Genomic DNA, 22,995 nt, shown 5'->3' with positions numbered 1-22,995 from the left:
GCAGCAATTCCAGCGACCTCCCGAATCGTTCGGGTTAGACTGCGCTGCTCGCGTCGGCCCAGGCCTTCGCGCGATTGAGCGGCCCCACCTGATCGAAGAGGAATCATGAGCGAGCTTTGGCGGCGCTGCATTGAGCGTCTGGAAACGGAATTCGGCGCCGAAGACGTGCAGACCTATCTGAAACCCCTGCAGGCCAGCGAGAGCGCGCAGGGTTTGAAGCTGCTGTCGCCGAATGACTACACGCTGGAAATGGTGCGTGAGCGCTTTTTCGCGCGCATTCGAGCCGTCATCGAATACCAGAACGGTTCGCCGGTCCCGATCGTGCTCGCGGTCGGCACCCTGGACGGGCGCAAGAGCGCCGAACGGGCCGCCGGCAGCCAGGCCAAGTCTGCAACACGATCCAGCGCCGCCCACAATCTTGATCCGAACTACACCTTTGAGACCTTTGTCGAAGGCAAGACCAACGAACTGGGCAAGGCCGCCGCCATGCAGGTGGCGACCAACCCCGGACGCGCCTTCAACCCCTTGCTGTTGTACGGCGGCACCGGTCTCGGCAAGACCCACCTGATGCATGCGGCGGGCAACCTGATGCGCCAGAACAACGCCGCATGCAAGGTGCTGTACCTGCGCTCGGAGCAATTCGTCGGCAGCATGATCGATGCGCTGCGAACCAAGAACATGGATGAATTCAAGCGTCGGTTCCGCAGCGTGGACGCGCTGTTGATCGACGATATCCAGTTCTTCGCCGGCAAGAACACGACCCAGGAAGAGTTCTTCCACACGTTCAATGCCTTGTTCGACGGCAAGCAGCAGATCATCCTGACCTGCGACCGGTTCCCGAAGGAGGTCGAGAATCTCGAGCCACGCCTCAAGTCGCGGCTGGGCTGGGGCCTTTCGGTTGCCATCGAACCACCGGATTTCGAAACACGCGCCGCCATCCTGTTGAGCAAGGCAGCGAGCAAGGGTGTCGATTTGCCCGAGGATGTCGCCTTCCTGATCGCCAAGCGCATGCGTTCAAACGTGCGTGATCTGGAGGGCGCTCTGAATACCCTGATCGCGCGTTCGAATTTTGGCGGCAGGCAGGTGGACGTCGCATTCGCGCAGGAAACCCTGCGCGATCTGCTCACGGTTCACGCCCAGGCGATCTCGATCAGCAATATCCAGAAGGTGGTCGCCGAGTACTTCCAGTTGCGCATGGCGGATTTGCTCTCCAAGCGGCGCAGCCGTTCGGTGGCCAGGCCGCGTCAGATGGCGATGGCCCTGGCCAAGGAATTGACCGAGCACAGCCTGCCGGAGATCGGCGATGCCTTTGGCGGGCGCGACCACACGACGGTCTTGCATGCGTGTCGTACGATCAGGAATCTGCGCGAGACGGATGGAAAGCTCAATCAGGACTGGGACAAGCTGGTTCGCACGCTGACAGGTTGACGAGTTGTGGATAAGCGGTGGACAGTTGATCAGGTTAGAATTATCCACAGACCATGCACATCGGGCCGGCTCAGTTCTCCACCCCGAGTTTCCATCCCAAATTGTTGATTATAAACGTTTTATTGAGAAAAACAGGCTTATCCCCATAGCCTACTGCCACCACAAGTCTTGAATAAACCAAAGCCAGTAACAGGAAGGGACCCAATCATGCGCTTCATTCTTCCTCGCGAAGCCTTGCTGAAACCGCTGCAACAGGTCGTTGGTGTTGTCGAACGTCGACAAACCCTTCCAGTCCTGTCGAACTTGCTGGTCAACGTCGGAGCCGACGGGGTTTCGTTTACCGGAACCGACCTGGAAGTTGAAATGATCGCCCGTACGGCGGCCGAGGATCTGGTCGAGGGCGAAGTGACGATTCCCGCACGCAAGCTGTTCGATATCTGCAGGGCCTTGCCGGATGGAGCCAAGGTCAAGGTGGAGCAGAATGGCGAACGTGTGTCGGTAAGCGCCGGGCGCAGCCGATTTACCCTGGCGACCTTGCCGGCCAGCGAATTTCCGGTCATCGACAACATCGATGTCGTCGAACGCGTGAGCCTGCCGGAAGCGACGCTGAAGGACCTGATCGGGCGAACCGCATTCGCGATGGCCCATCAGGATGTGCGCTACTACCTGAACGGTTTGCTGCTTGACGTGCGCGACGAGTCATTGCGTTGCGTGGCGACGGATGGACATCGCCTGGCTCTCGCCGAGACCAGACTCGATTCCAGGATTTCGGCGCGCCGCCAGATCATCATTCCACGCAAGGGTGTGCTGGAATTGCAGGGCTTGTTCGAGGCCGGGGAAGGGAATGTCGAGCTGGAGCTGGGCAAGAACCACATGCGTCTGCGCCGTGGCGGCGTAACCTTCACTTCCAAGCTGATCGACGGGCGATTCCCCGATTACGAGGCCGTGATCCCGATTGGCGCCGACAAGGACGTGAGGGTCGGTCGCGACGAACTGCGCTTTGCACTTCAACGTGCCGCGATTCTTTCCAACGAAAAGTACCGCGGAGTCAAACTGGAGGTCAGCCCGAACAAGATGCGCATCGTCGCGCACAATCCCGAGCAGGAAGAAGCGGTCGAGGAACTTGAGGTGCAGACCAGTGTTTCCGAGCTTAGCGTCGGCTTCAACGTGAACTACCTGATGGATGCCCTGGCTGCGTTGAGTGGGGAAGAGATCGTTCTGAGTCTGCGTGATGCCCAGTCCAGTTGCCTGTTGCGCAAGGTGGATTCCGACGACACCCGGCATGTGGTCATGCCGTTGCGCCTCTGATCCGGGTTGATCTTGAGCCACCCTGAAGCCCGCGCCTCCCTGGAAGCGCGGGCTTTTTCATTCCGGAGCACCGGTTGCCGATGTACCTGAGCGAACTGCGCATTCAAAATCTTCGGTCCCTGGGCGATGTCGTGTTGACGCCCACGTCAGGCTGGAACGCATTCGTCGGCCCGAATGGCGCCGGCAAGACCAGTGTGCTCGAGGCGGTGTTTCTGCTTTCCCATGGGCGCTCGTTCCGGCGCGGGGCACGGGAAAGCCTGAGCTCGATCGGCAGCACGGGGTTTTCCGTTTTTGGCAGTGTTTCATGCGGCAATGGCCGTGAACGACGTCTGGGCTTGTCGCGTGCCGGTGGCAAGCTCGAATCACGCGTGGACGGCGAAGCGACCGGCCTTTCGGGGCTGGTCGAGGCGTGCGCGGTGGTTTGCTTCGAGCCCGGGTCCCATGAATTGATCAACGGAGCCGCAGAAGAGCGTCGCCGCTATCTCGATTGGGGCGTGTTCCACGTGGAACACGCCTTTCTTGAACACTGGCGGCGCTACCAGCGTGCATTGCGCCAGCGCAACAGCGCGCTTCGAAATGGGGCCGATGTGGCGTCACTCGAGCCGTGGGAGATCGAGATGGCGGAATCGGGTCACGCGCTGACGCAGATGCGCAAAACCTATTTCGAGCACCTGCGTCCCGTGCTGGATGCGGTATTGGGTGAGTTCCTGACCGAGTTGGGTGCGCCTGCCATGGCTTTCGACCAGGGCTGGAAGGAAGGATCCGAGTTGCTGGAGACCTGGGCCGAAAGTCGACAACGGGATCGCGAGCGCGGGCATACGGGCAGGGGACCGCATCGGGCCGATTGGTCGATCGGGTTCGAGGCTGCACCGAGAAAGGAACATCTTTCGCGTGGTCAGGAGAAGCTCTGTGCACTGGCTCTGGTCTTGGCCCAGGCCCGCTTGCATGCCGAACTCAGTGGCGAGTGGCCCATGGTATGCCTCGATGATCTGGGATCGGAGCTCGATCTGAATCACCAGGCGCGCGTCATCGAACTGATCCATGCCAGCGGTGCCCAGGTTCTGGTGACCGGAACCGACTTGCCTGCGGGGGTGCGGGACTTGCCCGGTGGCTGCCGGGTGTTCCACGTGGAACAAGGCCGGGTTGTCGGCGAGCCGAGCTCAGACTGAGCGGCTCCGGCTCAACCGGTCCTGTCCCTCCCGGACCGCGCCAGGAACCCAAACAGGAGGCTCGCAAGCCAACCTGGCAACTGTCCGGAAATGCCGCCTGACTGCTATAATCAAGGACTTGTCTTCCGGCCGCTGCGCAGCCTGCGCCGTGGCCGCACCCGAACACCGCGGAGTCCCATGAGCGAGCAATACGATTCAAGCAGGATCAAGGTCCTCAAAGGCCTTGAGGCCGTGCGCAAGCGTCCCGGCATGTACATCGGTGACACGGATGATGGCTCTGGCCTGCATCACATGGTCTTCGAGGTGGTCGACAACTCGATCGACGAGGCCCTGGCGGGGCACGCCGACCGCGTCTCCGTCACGATCCATACCGATGGCTCGGTCAGTGTCGTCGACAACGGCCGCGGTATTCCGGTGGGCATGCATGAGGAGGGTCGTTCCTCGGCCGAGGTCGTGATGACCGTGTTGCATGCCGGCGGCAAGTTCGATGATAACAGCTACAAGGTCTCCGGCGGCCTGCATGGCGTCGGCGTCTCGGTGGTCAACGCCTTGTCGGAGCATCTCTGGCTGACCATCTATCGCGAAGGTTCCGAGCACCATCAGGAATACCGCATGGGCGAGCCACAGTACCCGCTCAAGGTCGTCGGTCCGTCGACCCGCCTCGGCACGACCGTGCGCTTCCTGCCGAGCAGGGAAATCTTCTCGGATGTCGAATTTCACTACGATATTCTGGCCAAGCGCCTGCGCGAGCTGTCCTTCCTCAACTCGGGCGTTCGTATCGAACTGACCGACGAGCGGACCGAGCGCCAGGACGTCTTCGAGTACGCCGGCGGCATCCGGTCGTTCGTCGAGCACCTGGCCCATCTGAAGACACCGCTGCACCCGAATGTCATCTATTTCTCGCTGAAAAATGATGCCATCACCGTGGAAGCCGCCTTGCAATGGACTGATTCCTATCAGGAAACCTGCTTTCCCTACACCAACAACATCCCCCAGAAGGATGGTGGCACCCATCTGGCCGGCCTGCGCGCAGGGCTGACCCGCACCCTGACCAGCTATATCGACAAGGCCGGCATCCAGAAGACGGCCAAGGTCGGTTTTTCCGGCGATGACATGCGCGAAGGGCTGATTGTCGTGCTGTCGGTGAAGATGCCCGATCCGAAGTTTTCCTCGCAGACCAAGGACAAACTGGTTTCGAGCGAGATCAAGGGCATCGTCGAGTCGGCGGTCAACCAGAAGCTCGAGGAATTCCTGCTCGAGAATCCGAACGAGGCCCGTGCCATTGCGGCTAAGGTCGTGGATGCCGCACGCGCCCGCGAAGCAGCCCGCAAGGCCCGCGAGATGACCCGGCGCAAGGGCGCCCTGGACATCGCGGGATTGCCCGGCAAGCTGGCCGACTGTCAGGAAAAGGATCCCGCGCTGAGCGAGCTGTTCATCGTCGAGGGTGATTCCGCCGGCGGTTCGGCCAAGCAGGGGCGAAATCGCAAGACTCAGGCCATCTTGCCGCTGAAGGGCAAGATCCTCAATGTGGAGCGCGCGCGCTTCGACCGTATGCTCGGATCGGCCGAGATCGGAACCCTGATCACGGCACTCGGCACCGGTATCGGCAAGGACGAGTACAACATCGACAAGCTGCGTTACCACCGCATCATCATCATGACCGATGCCGATGTCGACGGTTCCCACATCCGGACGTTGCTGCTGACCTTCTTCTATCGCCAGATGCCCGAACTGATCGAACGCGGGCACATCTACATTGGCCAGCCGCCGCTGTACAAGCTCAAGCAGGGCAAGCAGGAGCTCTATCTCAAGGATGACGCCGCCCTCAACAGCTACCTGATCTCGAATGCGGTCGACAATGCCGAGCTCGCCTACAGCCCCGATGCGCCCCCACTGACGGGTGCCGGGCTGGAGAAACTCCTGTTCGACTACCAGGCCGCACTGGACCAGATCGACCGCCTCGGTTCGCGCCACGACGTGACCCTGCTGCGCGCCTTCATGGACGCGCCGCCCCCATCGGGCGAATCCTGGCAGGACGCTGCGCAGACCCAGGCATGGCTGTCGCAGCTGGGCGAGCTGATGAACCGGGCCGGCTCGGGCCTCGCGCGCTATCAGTTCACGCTTCGAGCCGCCACCGACGAGCACCCCGCTGCACTCGTCATCGATCGCGAACAGCACGGCAGCCTGACCACCCAGATACTGCCGTCCAACTTCTTCTTCGGCGGTGAATTCCGACCCATCGCGGAAGCGGCTCGCCAGATCTCCGGTCTGATCCAGCCCGGAGCAACCGTCAGCCGTGGCAGCAAGTCACTCGTGTTGACGGGTGGCGTTGCCGAAGCACAGGCGTGGCTGATGGACGAGGCAAAACGGGGGCGCACGATCCAGCGCTTCAAGGGCCTCGGCGAAATGAATCCGGAGCAATTGTGGGAGACCACGGTCAACCCCGAAACCCGCCGTCTGCTCCAGGTCAGCATCGAGGATGCCGTCGCTGCCGATGAGATCTTCTCGACCCTGATGGGAGATGTCGTCGAACCGCGGCGCGAATTCATCGAACAGAACGCGCTGAGGGTCAGCAACCTCGATATCTGAGCCGCGCAGGCGGCCAGCGAATCCGCTAACACTTATAAAAATATACTCAAGGGCCGGTGCCAGCGCCGGCCAGCCAACCCCGCAAGACGCACAGCTGCGTTGCACCGTTGCAAGAGCACGCTACTGGAGAAAAATTACCGGTTCAAGCCTGTACAGGCCGTGTCTGCGGCGGTACGCTCGAACCATCCGGAAAGATTCGTTGCCGGGGCATCAGCATCCCGGGACAAACAGTCGAGGAGAGATCATGAAGCTACCGAGGCTTGCACAAATCGTGCTTTGCGCGACCGTGCTGCTGTTTTCAAGCACTGCAGTTCTTGCGGCCAAGGAAAAGGTCGATTTCCCCAATGCCGCGCGCAAGGACCCCAAGGTCACGATGAGCTCGCGCGAGCAGAGCGCATTGAACAAGGCTACCGACTACGTCAATGACGGCGAGTTCGACAAGGCTCTTCCCGAGATCGAGAAAGTGCTGGGCGGGAAGAAGGTCAGCCCCTACGCGGAAGCCTTCGCGCAACAGTTGCTCGGATCCATCTATTGGGACCAGGAAAAGGAGGCCGAAGCCATCGCTGCCACGGCCCGGGCCGTCGAGCTGGATTCGTTGCCGAACAACGCGCATTTCGCCCTGATGTATCGTCTCGCCCAGTTTCAGGTCCAGACCGAACAGTACGAGGATGCTCTGGCCACGCTGGACCGGTTCAAGACCGAAACCGGGTCCGAGAACGCGGACCAGATTGCCCTGCTCGGCAACATCTACTATCGCCTAGACAAGTTCCAGGAAGCCGCGGATACGATGAAGCGGGCTATCGCGAGCACCGATGAACCCAAGGAAAGCTGGAACCAGATCCTGATGGCCAGCCTGGCCGAGCTGGATCAATACGGGGCTGCTGCCGACGTGGTCAAGGAACAACTGGCGAAGAACCCGAATGACATCAAGTTGATCAAGCAGCTCGCCACGATCTACGTCAACGACGACAAGTATCCCGAGGCCATAGCCGTGCTCAGCAAGGCCAAGGACCAGGGTCTGATCGTGGCTTCCGAGGACTACACGCAACTGGCCAAGCTGTATGCGAATGCCGACAAGCCCAAGGAAGCCGCAAGCACGCTCAAGGAAGGCATGAGCAAGGGCATCGTCAAACCGACCTACGAGAACAACAAGCTGCTTGGCGACGTCTGCAGCCAGGCAGAGGACGATCCCTGCGCCATCGAGGCCTATACAAATGCGTCCGCGCAGTCCGAAGACGGCAATGTCGACTACCAGCTCGGCTTCATGCTGTTCTACGCCGAGCGCGGTCCGGAAGCCAAGGTGGCCCTCGACCGGGCCATCAAGAAAGGCAAGCTGCGCCAGGAGGGGGAGGCTTACGTACTTCTGGGTGATATCGAGAGCTATGCCAACAACGATGCGGCCGCGCTGGCGGCATGGCGCAAGGCAGCCACCTTTCCGAGCACGAAGGTCATGGCAGAGCAGCGAATAAAAGCGGTCACTTCCGGCGTGAAGTTGAAGCGCAAATGATCAATACGGAAACGTCATCATCGCGACATCGCCGCGCTGCAGCCTGCGCCCACGCGGCTTCCACGCCTGGGTCTTGTCGGATAGCACACGGGTGTTGTACCGTGATGGGCTCTGCTTTGCGGGATTGGCATCAGTCATGTCCGCGGGGAATCCGGCGGATCGCGCGCAAGAACAACAACAACTGTTTGGTCAACACCGATGGCTGACGTCTACCAACCCGAAAAGGCCACCTTTAGCTGGCTCCGTGTCGCAGCACTGGCGGGCGCATTCACTGTGCACGTGTTTGCCCTTGCGCTGCTGGCAACGCCGGCGTCGCCGCCTGAGCAAACCGAAAAGAAAGTCGACAACAAGGTGACGGTCGAGTTCATCGAACCGCCGCCCCCACCGCCCCCACCGCCGCCGCCGCCACCGGAGCCGCCGAAAAAGCCGCCGCCGAAGGTGATCGAGAAGATCAAGCCGCCGCCGACTCCGCCACCGGAGCCACCGCCGCCCGTGATCGTCGAGGAAGCCTCGCCGATGGCCGTTCCTGCGCCGCCACCCGCACCACCGGCTCCGCCGGCGCCGCCCGTGGATATCGCACCGAGCGAAAATATCAGTTACCGTAGGCTGCGACCGCCAAAGTATCCGCCGCAGGCAGTCCGCCAGCGCATGGAAGGCAAGGTCGTGCTGAAAGTATTGGTTGGCCTTGATGGCAAGCCGGAAGAGATCACAGTAGAAAGTACGAGTGGATATCGCGTACTCGACCAGGCGGCAATTGCGGCAGTGAAGACATGGGTTTTCAATGCCGGCCAGAAGAACGGTGTAGCAAGTCGCGGTTACGCCTTGGTACCTATCGAGTTCAACCTCAACCAGTAGCAATCATCTAAGGTAGCGCCATGCAGCAAGATGCTTCGTCGACCTCGCCTGCGGATCAGTCAGGTGCCATGCCCCCACCCCTTCCCGGTGGCGGCAACAATGCCCAAGCCATGTCGCAGATGGGCTTTGATCATCTCATCCACAACTTCGACCTGGTCGGATGGGTAGTTTTCATCACCCTGATCACGATGTCGGTGTTGTCGATCTACTTCATCATTGCGAATCTGATTCGCAACACGATGGTGCGATCGCGCATGGATCGGGTGATTCACACCTTCTGGGAAACGCCGTCGGCTCAAGAGGCCATCCGCTTCCTGGAAGAACAGCCGAAGTCCGAGCCGTTCTCGAAGATCGCCCTCGAGGCAGCGACGGCGGCACAGCACCATACCCGCCACGAAGGCAGTCGTCTGGTCGAGGCACTCAATCGTTCCGAGTTCATCGATCGCGCCTTGCGCCAGGGTGTCGCTCGCGAAAGCATGCGTCTCGAAGGCGGCCTGACGGTCCTGGCAACGGTCGGATCGACGGCACCCTTCGTCGGCCTGCTCGGTACGGTCTGGGGTATCTATCACGCCCTGATCAAGATCGCCTCGACCGGCTCTGCCTCGATGGAAGCCGTTGCCGGCCCCGTCGGCGAAGCACTGATCATGACCGCCATCGGTCTGTTCGTTGCTATCCCGGCCGTGCTTGCCTACAACTTCTACGTACGCAGCAACCGACTCATCTACGCGCGCTTTGATGAATTTGCCCACGACCTGCATGACTTCTTCGCAATCGGTTCCCGCGTCGAAGGTGGTGCAGCTGCCCCGGCGCCCGCAGCCGCGAGGAAGTAAGCCATGGCCTTCTCATCCAATTCGGGCGGTGGTCCGATGGCGGAAATCAACGTTACGCCCCTCGTGGACGTAATGTTGGTGCTCCTGATCATCTTCATGATCACGGCACCGTTGATGACCCACAAGATCCGTATCGATCTGCCGCAGGCAAACCCCAATACGGTGGAGACCAACCCACCGGAACCCATCGATCTCGCAGTCAAGGAGACCGGTGACCTGTACTGGAACGACGAACTGATCACCGAAGCCATGCTTTCGGCCCAGCTGCGTGTTGCGGCACAGAAGAACCCGCAACCCGAATTGCAGATTCGAGCCGAGAAGACCACCCAGTACCAGTTGATTGCTACGGTCATGGCGAACGCCAAGAGCGCTGGCATGGTCAAGATAGGATTCATTACGGCTCAGACGAACTGATCCGCACCACACCGTTCCAGGCATCAGGGAAAAAGGCGTCGCACCAGCGGCGCCTTTTTTCGTGCTGGCACCGGGTTGGCCCGCAGGAGTACGCTGTAGCTGGCGTTCCGGATCAGCGAAGGCCAGATCACATCAGGCACCGGGTCGCCACGGCAACATTCGAGAAGCTGGCAAACGGAGGTGCACCATGTTGTATGTCCGCAAGAGTTCTTCCAGTCCGGCCCTGGCCGAAATCAACATCACCCCGCTGATCGACATCCTCCTGACCGTCATGATCATCTTCATGATCAGCGCGCCTCTGATCACGAAAAAGATCGACTTCCCGCTCATGAGCAGTGAAAACCCTGAAAGGCCGGAACCGCTGGTACTCACGGTTGGCATCCATGACAGCGGCGAGATCACCCTTGATGGCCAGTCGACCAATCGCCTTGCGCTCGGGCGCAGCCTGCACGCAGCCGTGCTGGCGGGCAAGCCCTTGCAAGTGGACATCCGTCCGGAAGCCCATTCCTCGTACGACAATCTGGCCCAGGTCCTGACGATTGCCCAGAACAACGAGGTCAGCCAGCTTCGCGTACTCGCCGTTACGCCCGACTAGGTTCGCGGCCTGTCGACTGATTTTCGCGCGGCCGATACCCGGGTCGCGCGGGGTTTGTTCATCGGCTCGAAGCAGCGGTCTGTTGCGCACTCCGTTGCCGGTCGAGAATGCGCAGGTACCGCTTGACGGTCGTGTCGAGGCCCTCGAGCAGGGCCTCGCAAAAAAGCGCATGTCCGATCGACACCTCGTCAATAAACGGTAGCTCCTGCAAGAGGCAGTCCAGGTTGTCCTGGCTAAGGTCATGCCCGGCGTTTACGCCCAATCCTGCATCACGCGCCTCGAGCGCGGTGCGGCGGCAGGCACCGAGCTCGCGATGATAGTCGCCACGGGCAAACGCGTCTGCAAACGGACCCGTGTAAATTTCGATCCTGTCGACACCCATTTCGGCCAATTGGCTCATCCCGCTGCTGCCGGCATCGACAAAAATGCTTAACCGCAGCGGAAACTGCTTGAAGGCCCGCACCTGACGCTTCAGATCCGACAGATCACTGTTCAGATCGAAGCCATGATCGGAGGTCAGCTGACCGTCACCGTCAGGCACCAGGGTGACCTGGGCAGGCGCAACCCGGCGCACCAGTTCAAGCATGCCCGGGTAGCCCTCACGCGCGGGGGCGAACGGATTGCCTTCAATGTTGATCTCGGCATCACCGCTGACGGCGGGCAAGCCGAGCACGTCATCGAGCCGGATGTGACGCTGGTCGGGACGCGGATGCACGGTAATTCCGTGACAGCCGGCGGCGAGGGCGATCCTGGCCAGGGCCAGCGGGTCAGGATGGCGCCCGCCCCTTGAGTTTCTCAGGACGGCAGCCTTGTTTACGTTGACGCTCAGGACAGTCATCGCTTCGAACCTGCCGAAAAACGACAGTCTAGCGGAAGCTGCCTGAGCGAAACCTGCGCATAGTGCCGAGGCCCGCTACGCAGTCTACGTGAGCTGTTGACCGGCGCAAAAAAAAGGCCCATGGATTCCCCATGGGCCGACAGAGGACCTGTGGCCACGTCCCAGTCCCAGCGAGACGCCCCGTTTCGGGTGCTACAGGCTTACTTGCACGATTCCGTCGACTGGCTCCAGATGACCGGCTCCCAGTAGGCACCGTCACGCCATACGTTGCGCTTGTCCTGGATCAGCTTTGCAGCCAGGAAATAGGTCGTATTCGGGGCCACGTCGATCTCGAGAGTCTTGTACGGATTCTTCACGTTGCTGTTGCGAAACACTTCGCTGAAAGCCAGATAGCGGCTCTCGATCTTCTCGCCAACCGTCAGCACGTGCCGGCCCTCGGACAGTCGGAATACTTCCTGACCGCCCATCGGCGAGCGCTCACCGTCGATGCTGATCAAGGCCGCCGCATGCAGATTCTGCTGACGCGGGGCGTTGTCAAAGATGCTCAGGCGCCCGCATCCGTCACCACGCGAAGCACTGCTGCCGTACCCACTTCCCTGGGCTGCCGATGCCACGGCCACACCGTCACCCACGGTCAGGTGCAATGCGGGAATCCAGGCCGACGCCATGGCGCCCGATATTGTCCTGGGACGGCCGTCGCGGATCACCTTGAACTCGATCGTTGCATCATCCGGAAGGCTTTCGAGCTGGTCACGCAGGACCAAGGCGGCGCGTGCCCCGCCATTGGAGTCGTTGCCAAGACCGGCCAGCGAGACTCCATTCACCGACGCAATAACGTCACCACTCTGCAAGCCAAGCCGACTCGCGCTGCTGCCTGGCGTCGTACCGACCACTTGCAGTCCTTCGACCGCCGCCGAGCCGGCGCTGCTATCGACCAGCACCCCAAGACTCGTGGCGCGTTGCTTCGGCGAATCGATCGAGAGGGAAATCTGATCCGAAGGGGTCTGGCCAAATGCACCCGACTCGATCATGTCGAGCAGCAGCACGCGCAGTTCTTCCTGCAATCGCTGCTCCGGGGAAACACCGAGCGAGGCATCCGACTGCGCCGCAAGCGGAGCAACCCGGGCCGCAACGGACGATCCGTCAGCCGAAGCTGTCGTCGAGCCGAGCGCCACAAAACCGAACAAGGCCACCGTGCCCGCGCGGTTTGCCAATCCTTTCAATACACCTTTCATGCCCTTCTCCAGAAAAAATCAAAGACGTGTGACTGCACGCATGCGACTGACATCGTTGTCGATCAGCTCACGCAATGCCTCATTTCGCAACTTCCACAAAGGAATCAACTCGCTTTCCGCAGCGCCACGGTCGTAGGCAGTCTGCAACTCCAGATCGATCAGGCGCAACTCGGCGCGTACGCGCGGATCAGGCGTTGCACGCGCCATGGCCAGCCATTCCTGTTCCAGCGCCTGCGAATACCCCTGCCATACGGCAACCTGGTCGGGTTTCGGCTGTTCAATCTGGAAGCGGGAAACGGCTACCACGCAAAGCAGCGCGGCAACGGCAAGCCCAGATGCCACCCAGCGCTGGCGCTGGCGTCGTCGCACCTGCTGGTGCGCACGGCGCGACTGAATCCGCGACCACAAGGCCGGATCCGGATCAAACTCGGGCAGCAGCTCCCAGCGGGATGCAGCGTCCTGGTCCATCCGTGATTCATTGTTCGACATCACGCTACCTCTCTTCATTCCTCATCATCGCCGGCAAGCGTGCCAATGCGCTTGAGTGCGCGGGCAAGCACCGACTTCGAATAACTTTCACTCTGTCCGAACAACTCGGACAGTTCCTTGTGCGTGTAGCCTTCCATTTCATGCAACAGAACAACGGCGCGGGCGCGAGGACTCAGTTGCATCAGCAGGGACCACGCATCGACGCCTGATTCCGCCGAGACCTGCCCCGACTCGATATTGGAGATGCGCGCCTCGGCATCGTCACTGTCGAATCGGCGATTGCGCCGAACAACATCGATGGTTGCGTTCGCGGTCATGCGCTTGAGCCAGGCCCCGAACGGCGCATCGCCACGAAAGCCCTTGATCGTATCCATCATGCGCAAGAACACATCCTGAACGACATCCTCGGCTGCGGCGGATTCGCCGAGAATCCGCAGCGCCAGGTTGTAGCAAGGTCGCGAATACAGGCGGAAAATTGCCTCCATCGCCGCGCTATCGCCCCGCTTTGCCCGCTGCAGGACGAGGGCATCAAGCGGTTGGCCGAAGCCGGCATTCACGCGCGTTGGCAGACCGTCTGCGCCCATGCAGCAAAGGACGAACCAGGGCAGCCATTCGTCGCAGCCCCGGTGACAGCGGCTGGCTTGTTCATCTGGGCTCGGCCGGCCGCTGCCGCATCAGTCGGACCTCACGGATATTGGCCAGTGGCACGTTCAGTTCCGCGCTGCCGCGGCCAACCTGAACGAGCAGGACCAGGTCTGCCGACTGGACCTTCAAGACGTCGCCATCGACCTGCTTCCCGCCCGCGGTCAGCAGTTGCACCTTTCTTCCCACGAGACCGCCCAGGCTGGATACGGCAACCACGTCGTAGTCTCGCGCCTTGGGCTTGGGCGGCGGCAGACGCTCGATCTGGCCCGGCTTCCAGACCAGGGCCAGGGTCGAATCTTCCGGTGGGGGTGGCGCGCTTGCGCCCAGCCCGGGACTGCTCGTCGGCGCTTCAGGTGCGACATCGACCGTGCCGGACTCTGGCGCGGCGGAGGCCACTTCGTTGGCCGCGGCTTCGGCAGTATCCGGTTCGGAAACCTGCGCCTGGGCTGCGACCGAATCTTCACTCTTGCCCGGGCTCGCCTCGTCAATGCTCTCGACGGCCGCTTCTGCAGACGCCGGCTCGGCATCCTGTTCCGGCATCTCCACAGCCAGCGCATCGGCCATGGCCGGATCCGGCAGGTCCGAAGTCACGACATACAACGGCTGTTCCGGATCGGTGAATGCCAGGCGCAACATGATCGGCGGTGCGTCATCGATTCGGACGGTGATGTTGAGCAGCCGCAACAGGACCTGGCGCGGATAGGCATCGGTCTCCACCGGCACCCAGGATGCATCCGGCAAACTGGCAAGATTCAGTGACCCGCTTCTGCTCACCATGCGCTGATAGAGCCCGAGCACATCCTCGCTCGGGTCGATCCCGCGAGTGGCCAGAAAGGTCCGAACGGCCGCGACGTGCCTGTCGACAAACTGTGCGGGCGTGATGCCCAACCATTCTGCACAGAACTTGTTGCGTCGCGACAGGTATCCCGGATCCTGATAGCTCAACGATGCACGACCCAGACGAAGTTCCTGCTGAACGGCGCTTTCTGCCCACCTTGCAGGGTCGAAAGCCGTGAATTCGGCGCTGCCCGTCCAACGGGCCACATCCTCGCTGTTCAGCGACATGCTCAATTCGAGCTGCCTGGAAGGCTCGTCATAGCGATAGCCGAAAGTATCGACGCGTTCCGTGGGGGTCAGTCCCATGCGCAGGCGATCCTTGCTCGTCAGCGCGTCGCTGCCACAACCGAGATTCTCGAAAAGCACGAGTTCCGGCAGACTCACCCAATTTGAAATGCCCGGTTCACCGGATTCTTCAATGCCGAGTCCGCGAGTTGTCAGGGTCATGCCGGAAGGCCAGACCGGATCCCCGGTGAGTGCCTGGCCGATCAGCCAGAAGCGGCCGGGACCGCGCAGATTGGCCACGCGTGCGCGCAATCCGCCCAACCAGACACCGCGACTCAGCTCAAGTCGCGGGGAATCGAAGCGAATGCTCCCATCCAGTGCGATGCCGGCGCTCTCATAGCTCAGGCTTGCCGTGGGTTCGAGTGCTTGAACCAGACGCTTTGCGGCAGAACGCGCGGCAAACTCGAGCGCCAGCCCGCTTCCGGCCAACAACACGACCGTCACCAGCACTACGTTGCGCAATCTCATAAGTGTGCGCATCCTCTGTTGCGGCAGTCGAACTGCCGCTGTCTACCCAGTCCGCTGACGATAGCGGTATTGCCAGACAGCAGCAACGCACAGCGTGCGGAACGTCACGCTATGCGCGGGCTGTTCGCTCCGCTCAACAAGGGATTCCGGCACCGTTCGGCGCGAATGGTCTTCACGTCAGGCTTGTCCCCATGGTCGCTTCGCGAAAGCCACGTTGCGAACCCGTTCGGTGAAAGCCGCTCATTCGCGGGCCTGCCAGCGATCGGACCAGGCGGCGAGCAAAGAAAAAGACCGGGTTTCCCAACCCGGTCTTGCGCGAACCCGCCACTCCCTGGCGGCGATGAAACCGGTCAGGCTTTTCGAATCGCCATGACAATGACAAGCAGAATGATTGCGCCGATCATCGCGTTGATGATGGCCGCGACAATTCCGCTACCGAGGGCGATGCCCAGTTGCGGCAGCAGCCAACCCGCGAGGAACGCACCGAGGATGCCGACGACGATATTGCCAATCAGGCCGAGGCCGCGCCCCTTGACGATCAAACCGGCAAGAAAACCGGCTATACCGCCGATGATCAGGAACACCAACAAGGACTCCAGAGTCATGTAGCTCTCCCCAGGTTCAGGCCGCGAATTGCGACATCCACAGTGTGCGCGAAGCGCTGGCACAGTGCATGCCGCACTGCGCAATCGGCCCCTCGACAACGTCAACGCGGCGCAAACGCAATCGGAATCAGGCTTGCGGCTGTTGCTGACGGGCCGCCGTTGTCCGGTTTTGCGCGTCCCTGGACGCGACTTGCTCGCTGGCCTTGGCGCGAGCCTTGTCACGAATGGCAGCCAGAGCCTCGGGTGGCAGCATGCTCGCATCGGGCCGCGCGTTGGACGAGACGCGCTCTGCAGCAATCGAGAAGACCGTGCCGAACGCGCCAACGAAACAGACAACCAGAGCCAAGCCGAGCACACCCGGGCTGCGTGTGACGATGGCCGTGATCAGTCCGATCAGGGTCAATGAAATCATGATCCAGCGAGTCATGCCTGTTCCCCCACTATCGGCAGCATTGAGCCGGGTGATATCCGTATATCCTCGGGACAAAGCTATCAGACCCGCCGCCGCCTGGTTGTCCGCTGATCGGCGGAACGCTGCCGGTAGTGCAAAATCGGGCATCGACAGTCCGCGTGCTGATCGGCAGACTGGCCGGCATGGACATCGCAGCACAATGGGCGCTTGCCGGTGGTCTGGCCTGGGCCAGCGGATTCCGTCTGTACGCCACCGTCTTTATCGTCGGCCTGCTGGCGCACTACGGAGTCATCGAATTGCCACCGAGTCTGGAGGTGGTGCAGCACCCCTGGGTACTCGTCGCCAGCGGAATCCTGATGTTCGGGGAGTTTCTGGCTGACAAGGTTCCCGCGTTCGATTCGATCTGGGACGCCCTCAACACCGTGGTACGCATACCCGCCGGTGCCCTGCTGGCATGGGGCGCCATGGGCGACGAGCCGGCCGCTACCCAGTTCATTGCCGCCCTCGCAGGCGGATTCATCAGTGGCGGCACACATCTTTTCAAGAGCGGTGGCCGTGCCCTGATCAATACTTCGCCTGAACCGGTGTCCAACTGGGCTGCCAGCTTCAGCGAAGATGGCGTGCTCCTGGTCGGGCTCTGGCTGGCCCTGCAACACCCGTGGATCTTCCTGATCCTGCTGGCTCTCTTTCTCGCCCTCGTGATCTGGCTGCTGCCAAAGCTGTTGCGCGCGCTGGGCGGAATCGTTCGGCGCTTGCGACGGGCGGCAAGTGCAAGCCCCAATACGCGGCCACCCTGATCGGGGTCATTGCCGCCTCGGGCGCGGGGACACGCCTCGCTATCGGTCCGAGTGGCCCGTTTCGAACCAGTCCTGTCGTACGAACAGGCCAGGCCGGATCAGGTCGATGAAGGCGCGCGCCTCGGCCGACAGCACCTTGCCCTTGCGTACTACCACGCCGTAGCTGCGCTGGGGAAAGTAGGAACTCAGATTGCGCACGACGAGGCGATCCCGGTCGGTGTCGCTGATGCACATGCCGGTGACGATCGATATGCCCAGACCCATGGCGACGTACTGCTTGATCACTTCCCAGCCGCCCACTTCGATGGCGACCGTATAGGGCACCCTGGCCTTCTGGAAAACCAGATCCACCAACCGGTAGGTGGTCAGTCGCTTGGGCGGAAGGATCAGCCCGTAGGGCGACAAATCCTCGAGCGTTATGTCGGACTTCGCGGCCAGCGGATGGTCGGGAGGAGTAATCAGCAGCGGGTCGAAATGGTGCAGGGCTTCATAGGAAAGATCGTTCGGCACATCGACCATCGAGCCCACGGCGAAATCGACTTCGTCCGATCGCAACAGGGCGAGGCCGTCCGTGCCGGTGACGTTGTGCAGATTCAGATGCACGTTGTCATGCCTGGCCCGGAATCCCGCGACCATGTCCGGCAGCAGGTACTGGATCGTCGAATTGCCGCAGGCGATATCCAGCGTGGACTGGCCGGGGCCTCGTGTCTGTGCGAAGAACGCTTCATCGAGGCCTTCCAGTCCTTCGACCAGCGGTCGCGCCAGTTCATACAGAATCTGGCCTTCCTGGGTCAGGGTCACGCGCCGCCGCCGCCGCTCCAGCAATTTGCAGCCCAGTTCGGATTCCAGCGCACCAAGCTGGAGGCTCACCGAAGGTTGGGACAGGAACAGCGACTCGGCGGCACGGGTCAGGGTGCCCAGTTTCACCGTGTAGCAAAACGCACGCAGCTGCTTGACCCGATTGCCCTTGTAATAGAAACGCGGGGTCTGCTGGATGCCCCTTCGTGCCTTGGGCGGCTTGCCTGCCGGGGTCCTTTTGTCGCGTCGCAACATCGGCTTCACCATGAAATGCGGGTGCTATCCGTGTCTATTCAGAGAGTTGAAACACGCATTAACAGAGTTAACGTGTTGCATTGAAACATGTGTTTTGTCAAACGTAAAGCAGCGGGAGTAGTCTGACGACCCGAACAGGCGGCAGAGCCCATGTCAGCGAATCCCGTACAAGACTCAGCAACGAGCGTCCAGCTTGGTGGCACCGAGGTTCTGGCCAGAGTCGACCCGCACATCCTGACCTCGGCGGCACTGGCTTTTGTCGGAGACCTGCATCGGCGATTCAACGCGCAGCGCATCGAGCTGCTCGCCACCCGCGCAGTCCGTCAGGCCCGATTCGATGCCGGCGAGACGCCCGATTTTCTCGCCGAGACACGATCCGTGCGCGAAACGGAATGGAAGGTGGCACCGATTCCGGACCTCCTGCTGGATCGTCGCGTCGAGATCACCGGTCCGGTCGATCGCAAGATGATCATCAACGCGCTCAATTCGGACGCCAGGGTCTTCATGGCGGACTTCGAGGATTCGACCTCGCCGACCTGGGACAACTTGCTGGATGGCCAGCAGAATCTGGCTGACGCCGTCGCCGGCACCATCGATTTCACTGCAGCCGACGGCCGCGAGTACCAATTGAAGCCGGACCCCGCCGTGCTGATCGTGCGCCCGCGTGGCTGGCACCTCGAGGAAAAGCACATCCTTGTCGACGGTGCGCGTCTGAGCGGATCCCTGTTCGACTTCGGACTGTTTGTGTTCCACAACGCGAAGGTGCTGCAGGCAAGCGGTCGCGGCCCCTTCCTTTACCTGCCCAAACTGCAGGGCTATCAGGAAGCCGCATTGTGGGATGCGGCGATCGCTCACGCGGAGCGTGAACTGGCACTGGAGCCCGGAACCATCAAGGTGACCGTGCTTATCGAAACCCTGCCGGCCGCGTTCGAGATGGACGAGATTCTCTGGGCGCTGCGCAGCCGCATCGTCGGGCTGAACTGCGGTCGCTGGGATTACATCTTCTCCTACATCAAGACTTTTCGTGCCCGGCGCGACCACGTCCTGCCCGAGCGCGCGCAGGTCGGGATGGGCGTTCCGTTCCTGAAGGCCTACAGCGAGCTGCTGATCAAGACTTGTCATCGCCGCGGCGCATTCGCCATGGGCGGCATGGCCGCCCAGATTCCGATCAGCAACGACACGGCAGCCAACGATGCAGCGCTGGAACGGGTGCGCCTGGACAAGCAACGCGAGGCGCGCGCTGGGCATGACGGTACCTGGGTTGCCCATCCCGGTCTGATTCCGGTGGCCATGGCCGAATTCGACAAGGTTCTCGACGGCGCGAACCAGCTGCAGCGTCAGCGCGACGACGTCCATGTTGCGCAGGATGATCTGCTGGCTGCGCCTGCCGGCACGATCACCCGTGCCGGATTCGAGAACAACGTCGATGTGTGCGTGCGCTATCTGGCCGCCTGGCTGGATGGCCTCGGCTGCGTACCGATCCACCACCTGATGGAAGACGCGGCGACCGCAGAAATCTCGCGTGCCCAGCTCTGGCAGTGGCTGCACCATGAAGGGCTCAAGCTGGAAGACGGTGGCGCCATTGATTTCGTCCTGTTCGACCAGGTGCTTGAAGGTTGTGCCGGTCGCCTGCCCGGGTCCGGTTTGCCCGGTCAGCAGCGCGTGGCCGAGGCCATTGCCATGCTGGGCGAACTGACCCGCGCCGATGAACTGGTCGAGTTCCTGACCCTGCCCGCCTACGATCGCCTGCCCTGAATACCCGAGTCCTTTCCAACAACGCGCCAGTCCTCTTACCTACACCGTCCGTTTCACCGGGAGCACACCATGAGCCAGAACACGATGCCGAACGCCGAACAGCTTGCCCAGGAATGGGCCACCAATCCGCGTTGGGCCGGCATCCAGCGCAACTACTCCGCCGCCGACGTCGTCCGACTTCGTGGCAGCGTGCACATCGAACATTCCCTGGCCCGACTCGGTGCGGAAAAACTCTGGAACAGCCTGCACGCGAGTCCCTTCGTCAACGCGCTCGGCGCCTTGACCGGCAACCAGGCCATGCAGCAGGTCAAGGCCGGCCTCAAGGCCATCTATCTGTCTGGCTGGCAGGTCGCCGCGGATGCCAATCTGGCCGGACAAATGTACCCGGACCAGTCCCTGTATCCGGCTGATTCGGTGCCGGCAGTTGTCAAGCGCATCAACAACTGCCTGCTCCGCGCCGATCAGCTCAACCACGCCGAAGGCAACGATTCGGTTGACTATCTGCAACCCATCGTCGCCGACGCCGAAGCAGGTTTTGGGGGTGTCCTCAATGCCTTCGAGCTGATGAAGGCGATGATCGAGGCCGGCGCTGCCGGTGTGCACTTCGAAGATCAGCTGGCATCGGTCAAGAAGTGCGGCCACATGGGCGGCAAGGTACTGGTGCCGACGCGCGAAGCCGTGGACAAGCTCAACGCCGCGCGACTCGCGGCCGACGTCATGGGCGTGCCGACCCTGATCGTCGCACGCACCGACGCGGAAGCCGCGGACCTATTGACCAGCGATATCGATGCTAACGACAAGCCGTTCGCAACCGGCGAGCGCACCGTCGAGGGCTTCTACAAGACGCGCAAGGGGCTCGATCAGGCCATCAGCCGCGGTCTGGCCTATGCGCCATACGCCGATCTGGTCTGGTGCGAAACCGGCAAGCCCGATCTGGAGTTCGCGCGCAAGTTCGCCGAAGCCATCCACGCGAAATTCCCGGGCAAGATGCTGGCCTACAACTGCTCGCCGTCGTTCAACTGGAAGAAGAATCTGGACGACGCGACGATCGCGAAGTTCCAGAAGGAAATCGCCGGCTACGGCTACAAGTTCCAGTTCATCACCCTGGCCGGATTCCACGCCCTGAACTATTCCATGTTCAATCTGGCCTACGGCTACGCGCGCAACCAGATGAGCGCCTTCGTCGAGTTGCAGGAGGCCGAATTCGCTGCCGCGGACCGTGGCTTCACGGCAGTCAAGCATCAGACCGAAGTCGGAACCGGTTACTTTGACCAGGTCACCCAGGCCATCCAGCAAGGCCAGTCCTCGACCACCGCGCTGACCGGATCGACCGAGGAAGAGCAATTTGAAGGCGACAAGGCGGCCTGACGGAAGCGTCCTGTCTGACAGGCGGGCCGGCCATGTGCCGGCCGCGCCAGACGCCGACAACGGAACAGTGGGGTCTGGGGTAGCCCGGTGGGAAGCCGGGCGATGCTCCGAAGTCGGCGCTGCGCGGGAACCGGGAGAGAATCGCGGCACCCATTCGCCAGGTCAGAGGGGCTGACCGGCAATTCAGCTTGCCATCGGGCGGGCCCGGCCACACGTGACGAAAGTCATCGTCGATCACGAATCCGGCTGCTATCAATAGGGTAAGATCGACAGTCGCAAGTGTCTGCACAGGGGGAGACGTGGCGATCAAGAATGCCGGCAACAATGTCACGCCGATAGGCGGCTTTGCCGCACGCCAGCGTGCGCCGCTGTTGCCGCGCGAGCTTTCCGAGCGTGAGCTGGCCCTGTTCATGACGGCCAGCGACCGCCGCGAGGTCAGTCCCGGCGAAGTCATTTTCCGTCGTGGCGAGCTCGGTCGCAGCATGTTCGTCGTCGAAGCCGGGCAGATTCGCCTCGAATTTGGCGATGGCATGCCCGACAAGCTGATCGGGCCGCGTGAATTTTTCGGCGAGTTGACCCTGTTCATCGGCGACCACACCCGCGTGGCCAATGCCGTCGCCACGACCGCGACAGTCATGCACGTCATCGAGCAGCAAGCCTTTGACCAGCTCCTCGACAGCGAGCCGCGCCTGCTTGCCCAGTTCATGCGCCGCTCGTTCTCCTATCTGGTCGCCAGCGAGCAACAACTGATCTCGAGCCTGAAACGGCGCAATGAAGACCTCATGGTCACCCTGGATTCGCTGCGCCAGACCCAGACCCAGCTCAGCACGGCGCAGCGTCTGGTTCAAACCGACGAGCTGACCGGCTTGTGCAACCGCCGTGGCTTGTACATGTTCCTCGAGCATCTGTCCGAAGCCAGGCTGCAGGGCACCGAGCTCGGCCTGCTGCTGATCGACATCGACCGTTTCAAGCAGATCAACGACCGTTGCGGCCATCTGATCGGCGATCAAGTTCTGCGGGCGATTGCCGAGGAGGTGCAGGCCGCCGCTTCACCCTGCGATCTGCCGTGTCGGCTCGGCGGAGACGAGTTCGCCTTGCTGACCCAGGTCACCGGCGCCGAAGAACTCAATGCCCGCGCCACCCAGATCGTCAACGCCGTGCGCGGCATGCGTTTCCCGACCTGCGATGGCCTGAAGGTGACCGTCAGCATCGGCGCCCAGCTTTGCGCCGAAACCACCGACTGGGCCATCTGGTACAGCGATACCGACTGCCTGCTCTATGAGGTCAAGGGTCGCGGCGGCGACGGCCACCGCTCGCCGTCATAGATAAAGTCTGATGGACCCATGCCGTTCGATGGCGGATCGGCGCGAAAGGCTTTTGGGTAAATGCGACTGGCTACGAGGCCATGCTCCAGTCCTCGCATGCCATCCCGTTTCCTCGCCGTAGCGGCAAAGCCCGAGGACGCCCTCGAACCCTGCCTTCGCAGGGGTTAGGAAAGGCAAGCACTCGACGC

General features: G+C 61.7%; 22 protein-coding genes. 13 read left to right on the top strand and 9 right to left on the bottom strand.

Going from position 1 to position 22,995, the window contains the following annotated elements; genetic code table 11:
* Positions 1 to 105: 105 nt before the first annotated feature.
* From dnaA to R3F00_RS01150, 5 genes are all read left to right on the top strand, one after another.
* The gene (gene dnaA, locus R3F00_RS01170) at positions 106 to 1,428 is read left to right on the top strand and encodes a chromosomal replication initiator protein DnaA (protein ID WP_371279866.1); all 1,323 of its coding nucleotides are present in this window, start codon (positions 106 to 108) and stop codon (positions 1,426 to 1,428) included.
* A gap of 207 nt (positions 1,429 to 1,635) precedes the next feature.
* A complete protein-coding gene (dnaN, locus tag R3F00_RS01165; RefSeq protein ID WP_371279865.1) occupies positions 1,636 to 2,736 on the top strand; it encodes a DNA polymerase III subunit beta in 1,101 nt (366 codons plus the stop codon).
* A gap of 80 nt (positions 2,737 to 2,816) precedes the next feature.
* Complete coding sequence (gene recF, locus R3F00_RS01160; protein ID WP_371279864.1) at positions 2,817 to 3,905, top strand: DNA replication/repair protein RecF; 1,089 nt, start codon at positions 2,817 to 2,819, stop codon at positions 3,903 to 3,905.
* 177 nt (positions 3,906 to 4,082) lie between these two features.
* Positions 4,083 to 6,494: a DNA topoisomerase (ATP-hydrolyzing) subunit B gene (gene gyrB, locus R3F00_RS01155; protein ID WP_371279863.1), complete on the top strand. Its 2,412-nt coding sequence runs from the start codon at positions 4,083 to 4,085 to the stop codon at positions 6,492 to 6,494.
* Between the two features lie 244 nt (positions 6,495 to 6,738).
* A complete protein-coding gene (locus R3F00_RS01150) occupies positions 6,739 to 8,001 on the top strand; it encodes a tetratricopeptide repeat protein (protein WP_371279862.1) in 1,263 nt (420 codons plus the stop codon).
* Here R3F00_RS01150 and R3F00_RS01145 read toward each other — a convergent pair whose 3' ends face one another.
* The gene (locus R3F00_RS01145) at positions 8,002 to 8,139 is read right to left on the bottom strand and encodes a hypothetical protein (RefSeq protein ID WP_371279861.1); all 138 of its coding nucleotides are present in this window, start codon (positions 8,137 to 8,139) and stop codon (positions 8,002 to 8,004) included. It abuts the gene before it with no gap.
* Positions 8,140 to 8,199: 60 nt separating this feature from the next.
* Here R3F00_RS01145 and R3F00_RS01140 point away from each other — a divergent pair, with 60 nt between their 5' ends.
* The 4 genes from R3F00_RS01140 to R3F00_RS01125 all read left to right on the top strand — a co-directional run bounded on the left by R3F00_RS01140 (position 8,200) and on the right by R3F00_RS01125 (position 10,695).
* Entirely contained in the window at positions 8,200 to 8,856 is a 657-nt protein-coding gene (locus R3F00_RS01140; protein ID WP_371279860.1) for an energy transducer TonB, read from the top strand.
* Positions 8,857 to 8,924: 68 nt separating this feature from the next.
* Positions 8,925 to 9,686 carry a MotA/TolQ/ExbB proton channel family protein gene (locus R3F00_RS01135; RefSeq protein WP_371279859.1) on the top strand — a complete coding sequence of 254 codons (762 nt, stop codon included), beginning with the start codon at positions 8,925 to 8,927 and terminating at the stop codon, positions 9,684 to 9,686.
* Positions 9,687 to 9,689: 3 nt separating this feature from the next.
* Entirely contained in the window at positions 9,690 to 10,100 is a 411-nt protein-coding gene (locus R3F00_RS01130; RefSeq protein ID WP_371279858.1) for an ExbD/TolR family protein, read from the top strand.
* Positions 10,101 to 10,287: 187 nt separating this feature from the next.
* Entirely contained in the window at positions 10,288 to 10,695 is a 408-nt protein-coding gene (locus tag R3F00_RS01125; protein WP_371279857.1) for an ExbD/TolR family protein, read from the top strand.
* Positions 10,696 to 10,753: 58 nt separating this feature from the next.
* On the opposite strand, the gene R3F00_RS01120 is transcribed toward R3F00_RS01125, so the two are convergent.
* The 7 genes from R3F00_RS01120 to R3F00_RS01090 all read right to left on the bottom strand — a co-directional run bounded on the left by R3F00_RS01120 (position 10,754) and on the right by R3F00_RS01090 (position 16,524).
* Entirely contained in the window at positions 10,754 to 11,533 is a 780-nt protein-coding gene (locus R3F00_RS01120) for a pyridoxine 5'-phosphate synthase (RefSeq protein ID WP_371279856.1), read from the bottom strand.
* Positions 11,534 to 11,733: 200 nt separating this feature from the next.
* Positions 11,734 to 12,768, bottom strand: coding sequence for a PDZ domain-containing protein (locus R3F00_RS01115; RefSeq protein ID WP_371279855.1), 1,035 nt, complete (start codon positions 12,766 to 12,768; stop codon positions 11,734 to 11,736).
* A gap of 18 nt (positions 12,769 to 12,786) precedes the next feature.
* Positions 12,787 to 13,257, bottom strand: coding sequence for a hypothetical protein (locus R3F00_RS01110; RefSeq protein WP_371279853.1), 471 nt, complete (start codon positions 13,255 to 13,257; stop codon positions 12,787 to 12,789).
* A 14-nt stretch (positions 13,258 to 13,271) separates the two neighbouring features.
* Positions 13,272 to 13,841 (bottom strand): RNA polymerase sigma factor, encoded by a 570-nt coding sequence (locus tag R3F00_RS01105; RefSeq protein ID WP_371279852.1) that lies wholly within the window; start codon positions 13,839 to 13,841, stop codon positions 13,272 to 13,274.
* Between the two features lie 61 nt (positions 13,842 to 13,902).
* Positions 13,903 to 15,504 (bottom strand): hypothetical protein, encoded by a 1,602-nt coding sequence (locus R3F00_RS01100; protein WP_371279851.1) that lies wholly within the window; start codon positions 15,502 to 15,504, stop codon positions 13,903 to 13,905.
* Positions 15,505 to 15,842: 338 nt separating this feature from the next.
* Positions 15,843 to 16,097 (bottom strand): GlsB/YeaQ/YmgE family stress response membrane protein, encoded by a 255-nt coding sequence (locus R3F00_RS01095; protein ID WP_371279850.1) that lies wholly within the window; start codon positions 16,095 to 16,097, stop codon positions 15,843 to 15,845.
* Between the two features lie 127 nt (positions 16,098 to 16,224).
* A complete protein-coding gene (locus tag R3F00_RS01090; protein WP_371279849.1) occupies positions 16,225 to 16,524 on the bottom strand; it encodes a hypothetical protein in 300 nt (99 codons plus the stop codon).
* Positions 16,525 to 16,667: 143 nt separating this feature from the next.
* Between R3F00_RS01090 and R3F00_RS01085 the strand changes: the two genes are divergently transcribed.
* Positions 16,668 to 17,306, top strand: coding sequence for a DUF4126 domain-containing protein (locus tag R3F00_RS01085; RefSeq protein ID WP_371279848.1), 639 nt, complete (start codon positions 16,668 to 16,670; stop codon positions 17,304 to 17,306).
* A 39-nt stretch (positions 17,307 to 17,345) separates the two neighbouring features.
* Here R3F00_RS01085 and R3F00_RS01080 read toward each other — a convergent pair whose 3' ends face one another.
* A complete protein-coding gene (locus R3F00_RS01080; protein ID WP_371280024.1) occupies positions 17,346 to 18,302 on the bottom strand; it encodes a LysR family transcriptional regulator in 957 nt (318 codons plus the stop codon).
* Between the two features lie 207 nt (positions 18,303 to 18,509).
* On the opposite strand from R3F00_RS01080, the gene aceB reads away from it, so the two are divergent.
* The 3 genes from aceB to R3F00_RS01065 all read left to right on the top strand — a co-directional run bounded on the left by aceB (position 18,510) and on the right by R3F00_RS01065 (position 22,807).
* Entirely contained in the window at positions 18,510 to 20,114 is a 1,605-nt protein-coding gene (gene aceB / locus R3F00_RS01075; RefSeq protein WP_371279847.1) for a malate synthase A, read from the top strand.
* Positions 20,115 to 20,183: 69 nt separating this feature from the next.
* Complete coding sequence (gene aceA, locus R3F00_RS01070) at positions 20,184 to 21,482, top strand: isocitrate lyase (protein WP_371279846.1); 1,299 nt, start codon at positions 20,184 to 20,186, stop codon at positions 21,480 to 21,482.
* A gap of 299 nt (positions 21,483 to 21,781) precedes the next feature.
* Entirely contained in the window at positions 21,782 to 22,807 is a 1,026-nt protein-coding gene (locus tag R3F00_RS01065; protein ID WP_371279845.1) for a diguanylate cyclase domain-containing protein, read from the top strand.
* The last annotated feature ends 188 nt before the right edge of the window (positions 22,808 to 22,995 follow it).

This window comes from Dokdonella sp., assembly GCF_041395345.1.
In the GTDB taxonomy this organism is placed as follows: domain Bacteria; phylum Pseudomonadota; class Gammaproteobacteria; order Xanthomonadales; family Rhodanobacteraceae; genus Dokdonella.
Note: the sequence above shows the minus strand (reverse complement) of the source record. Positions and strands in the feature narration are given on the sequence as shown.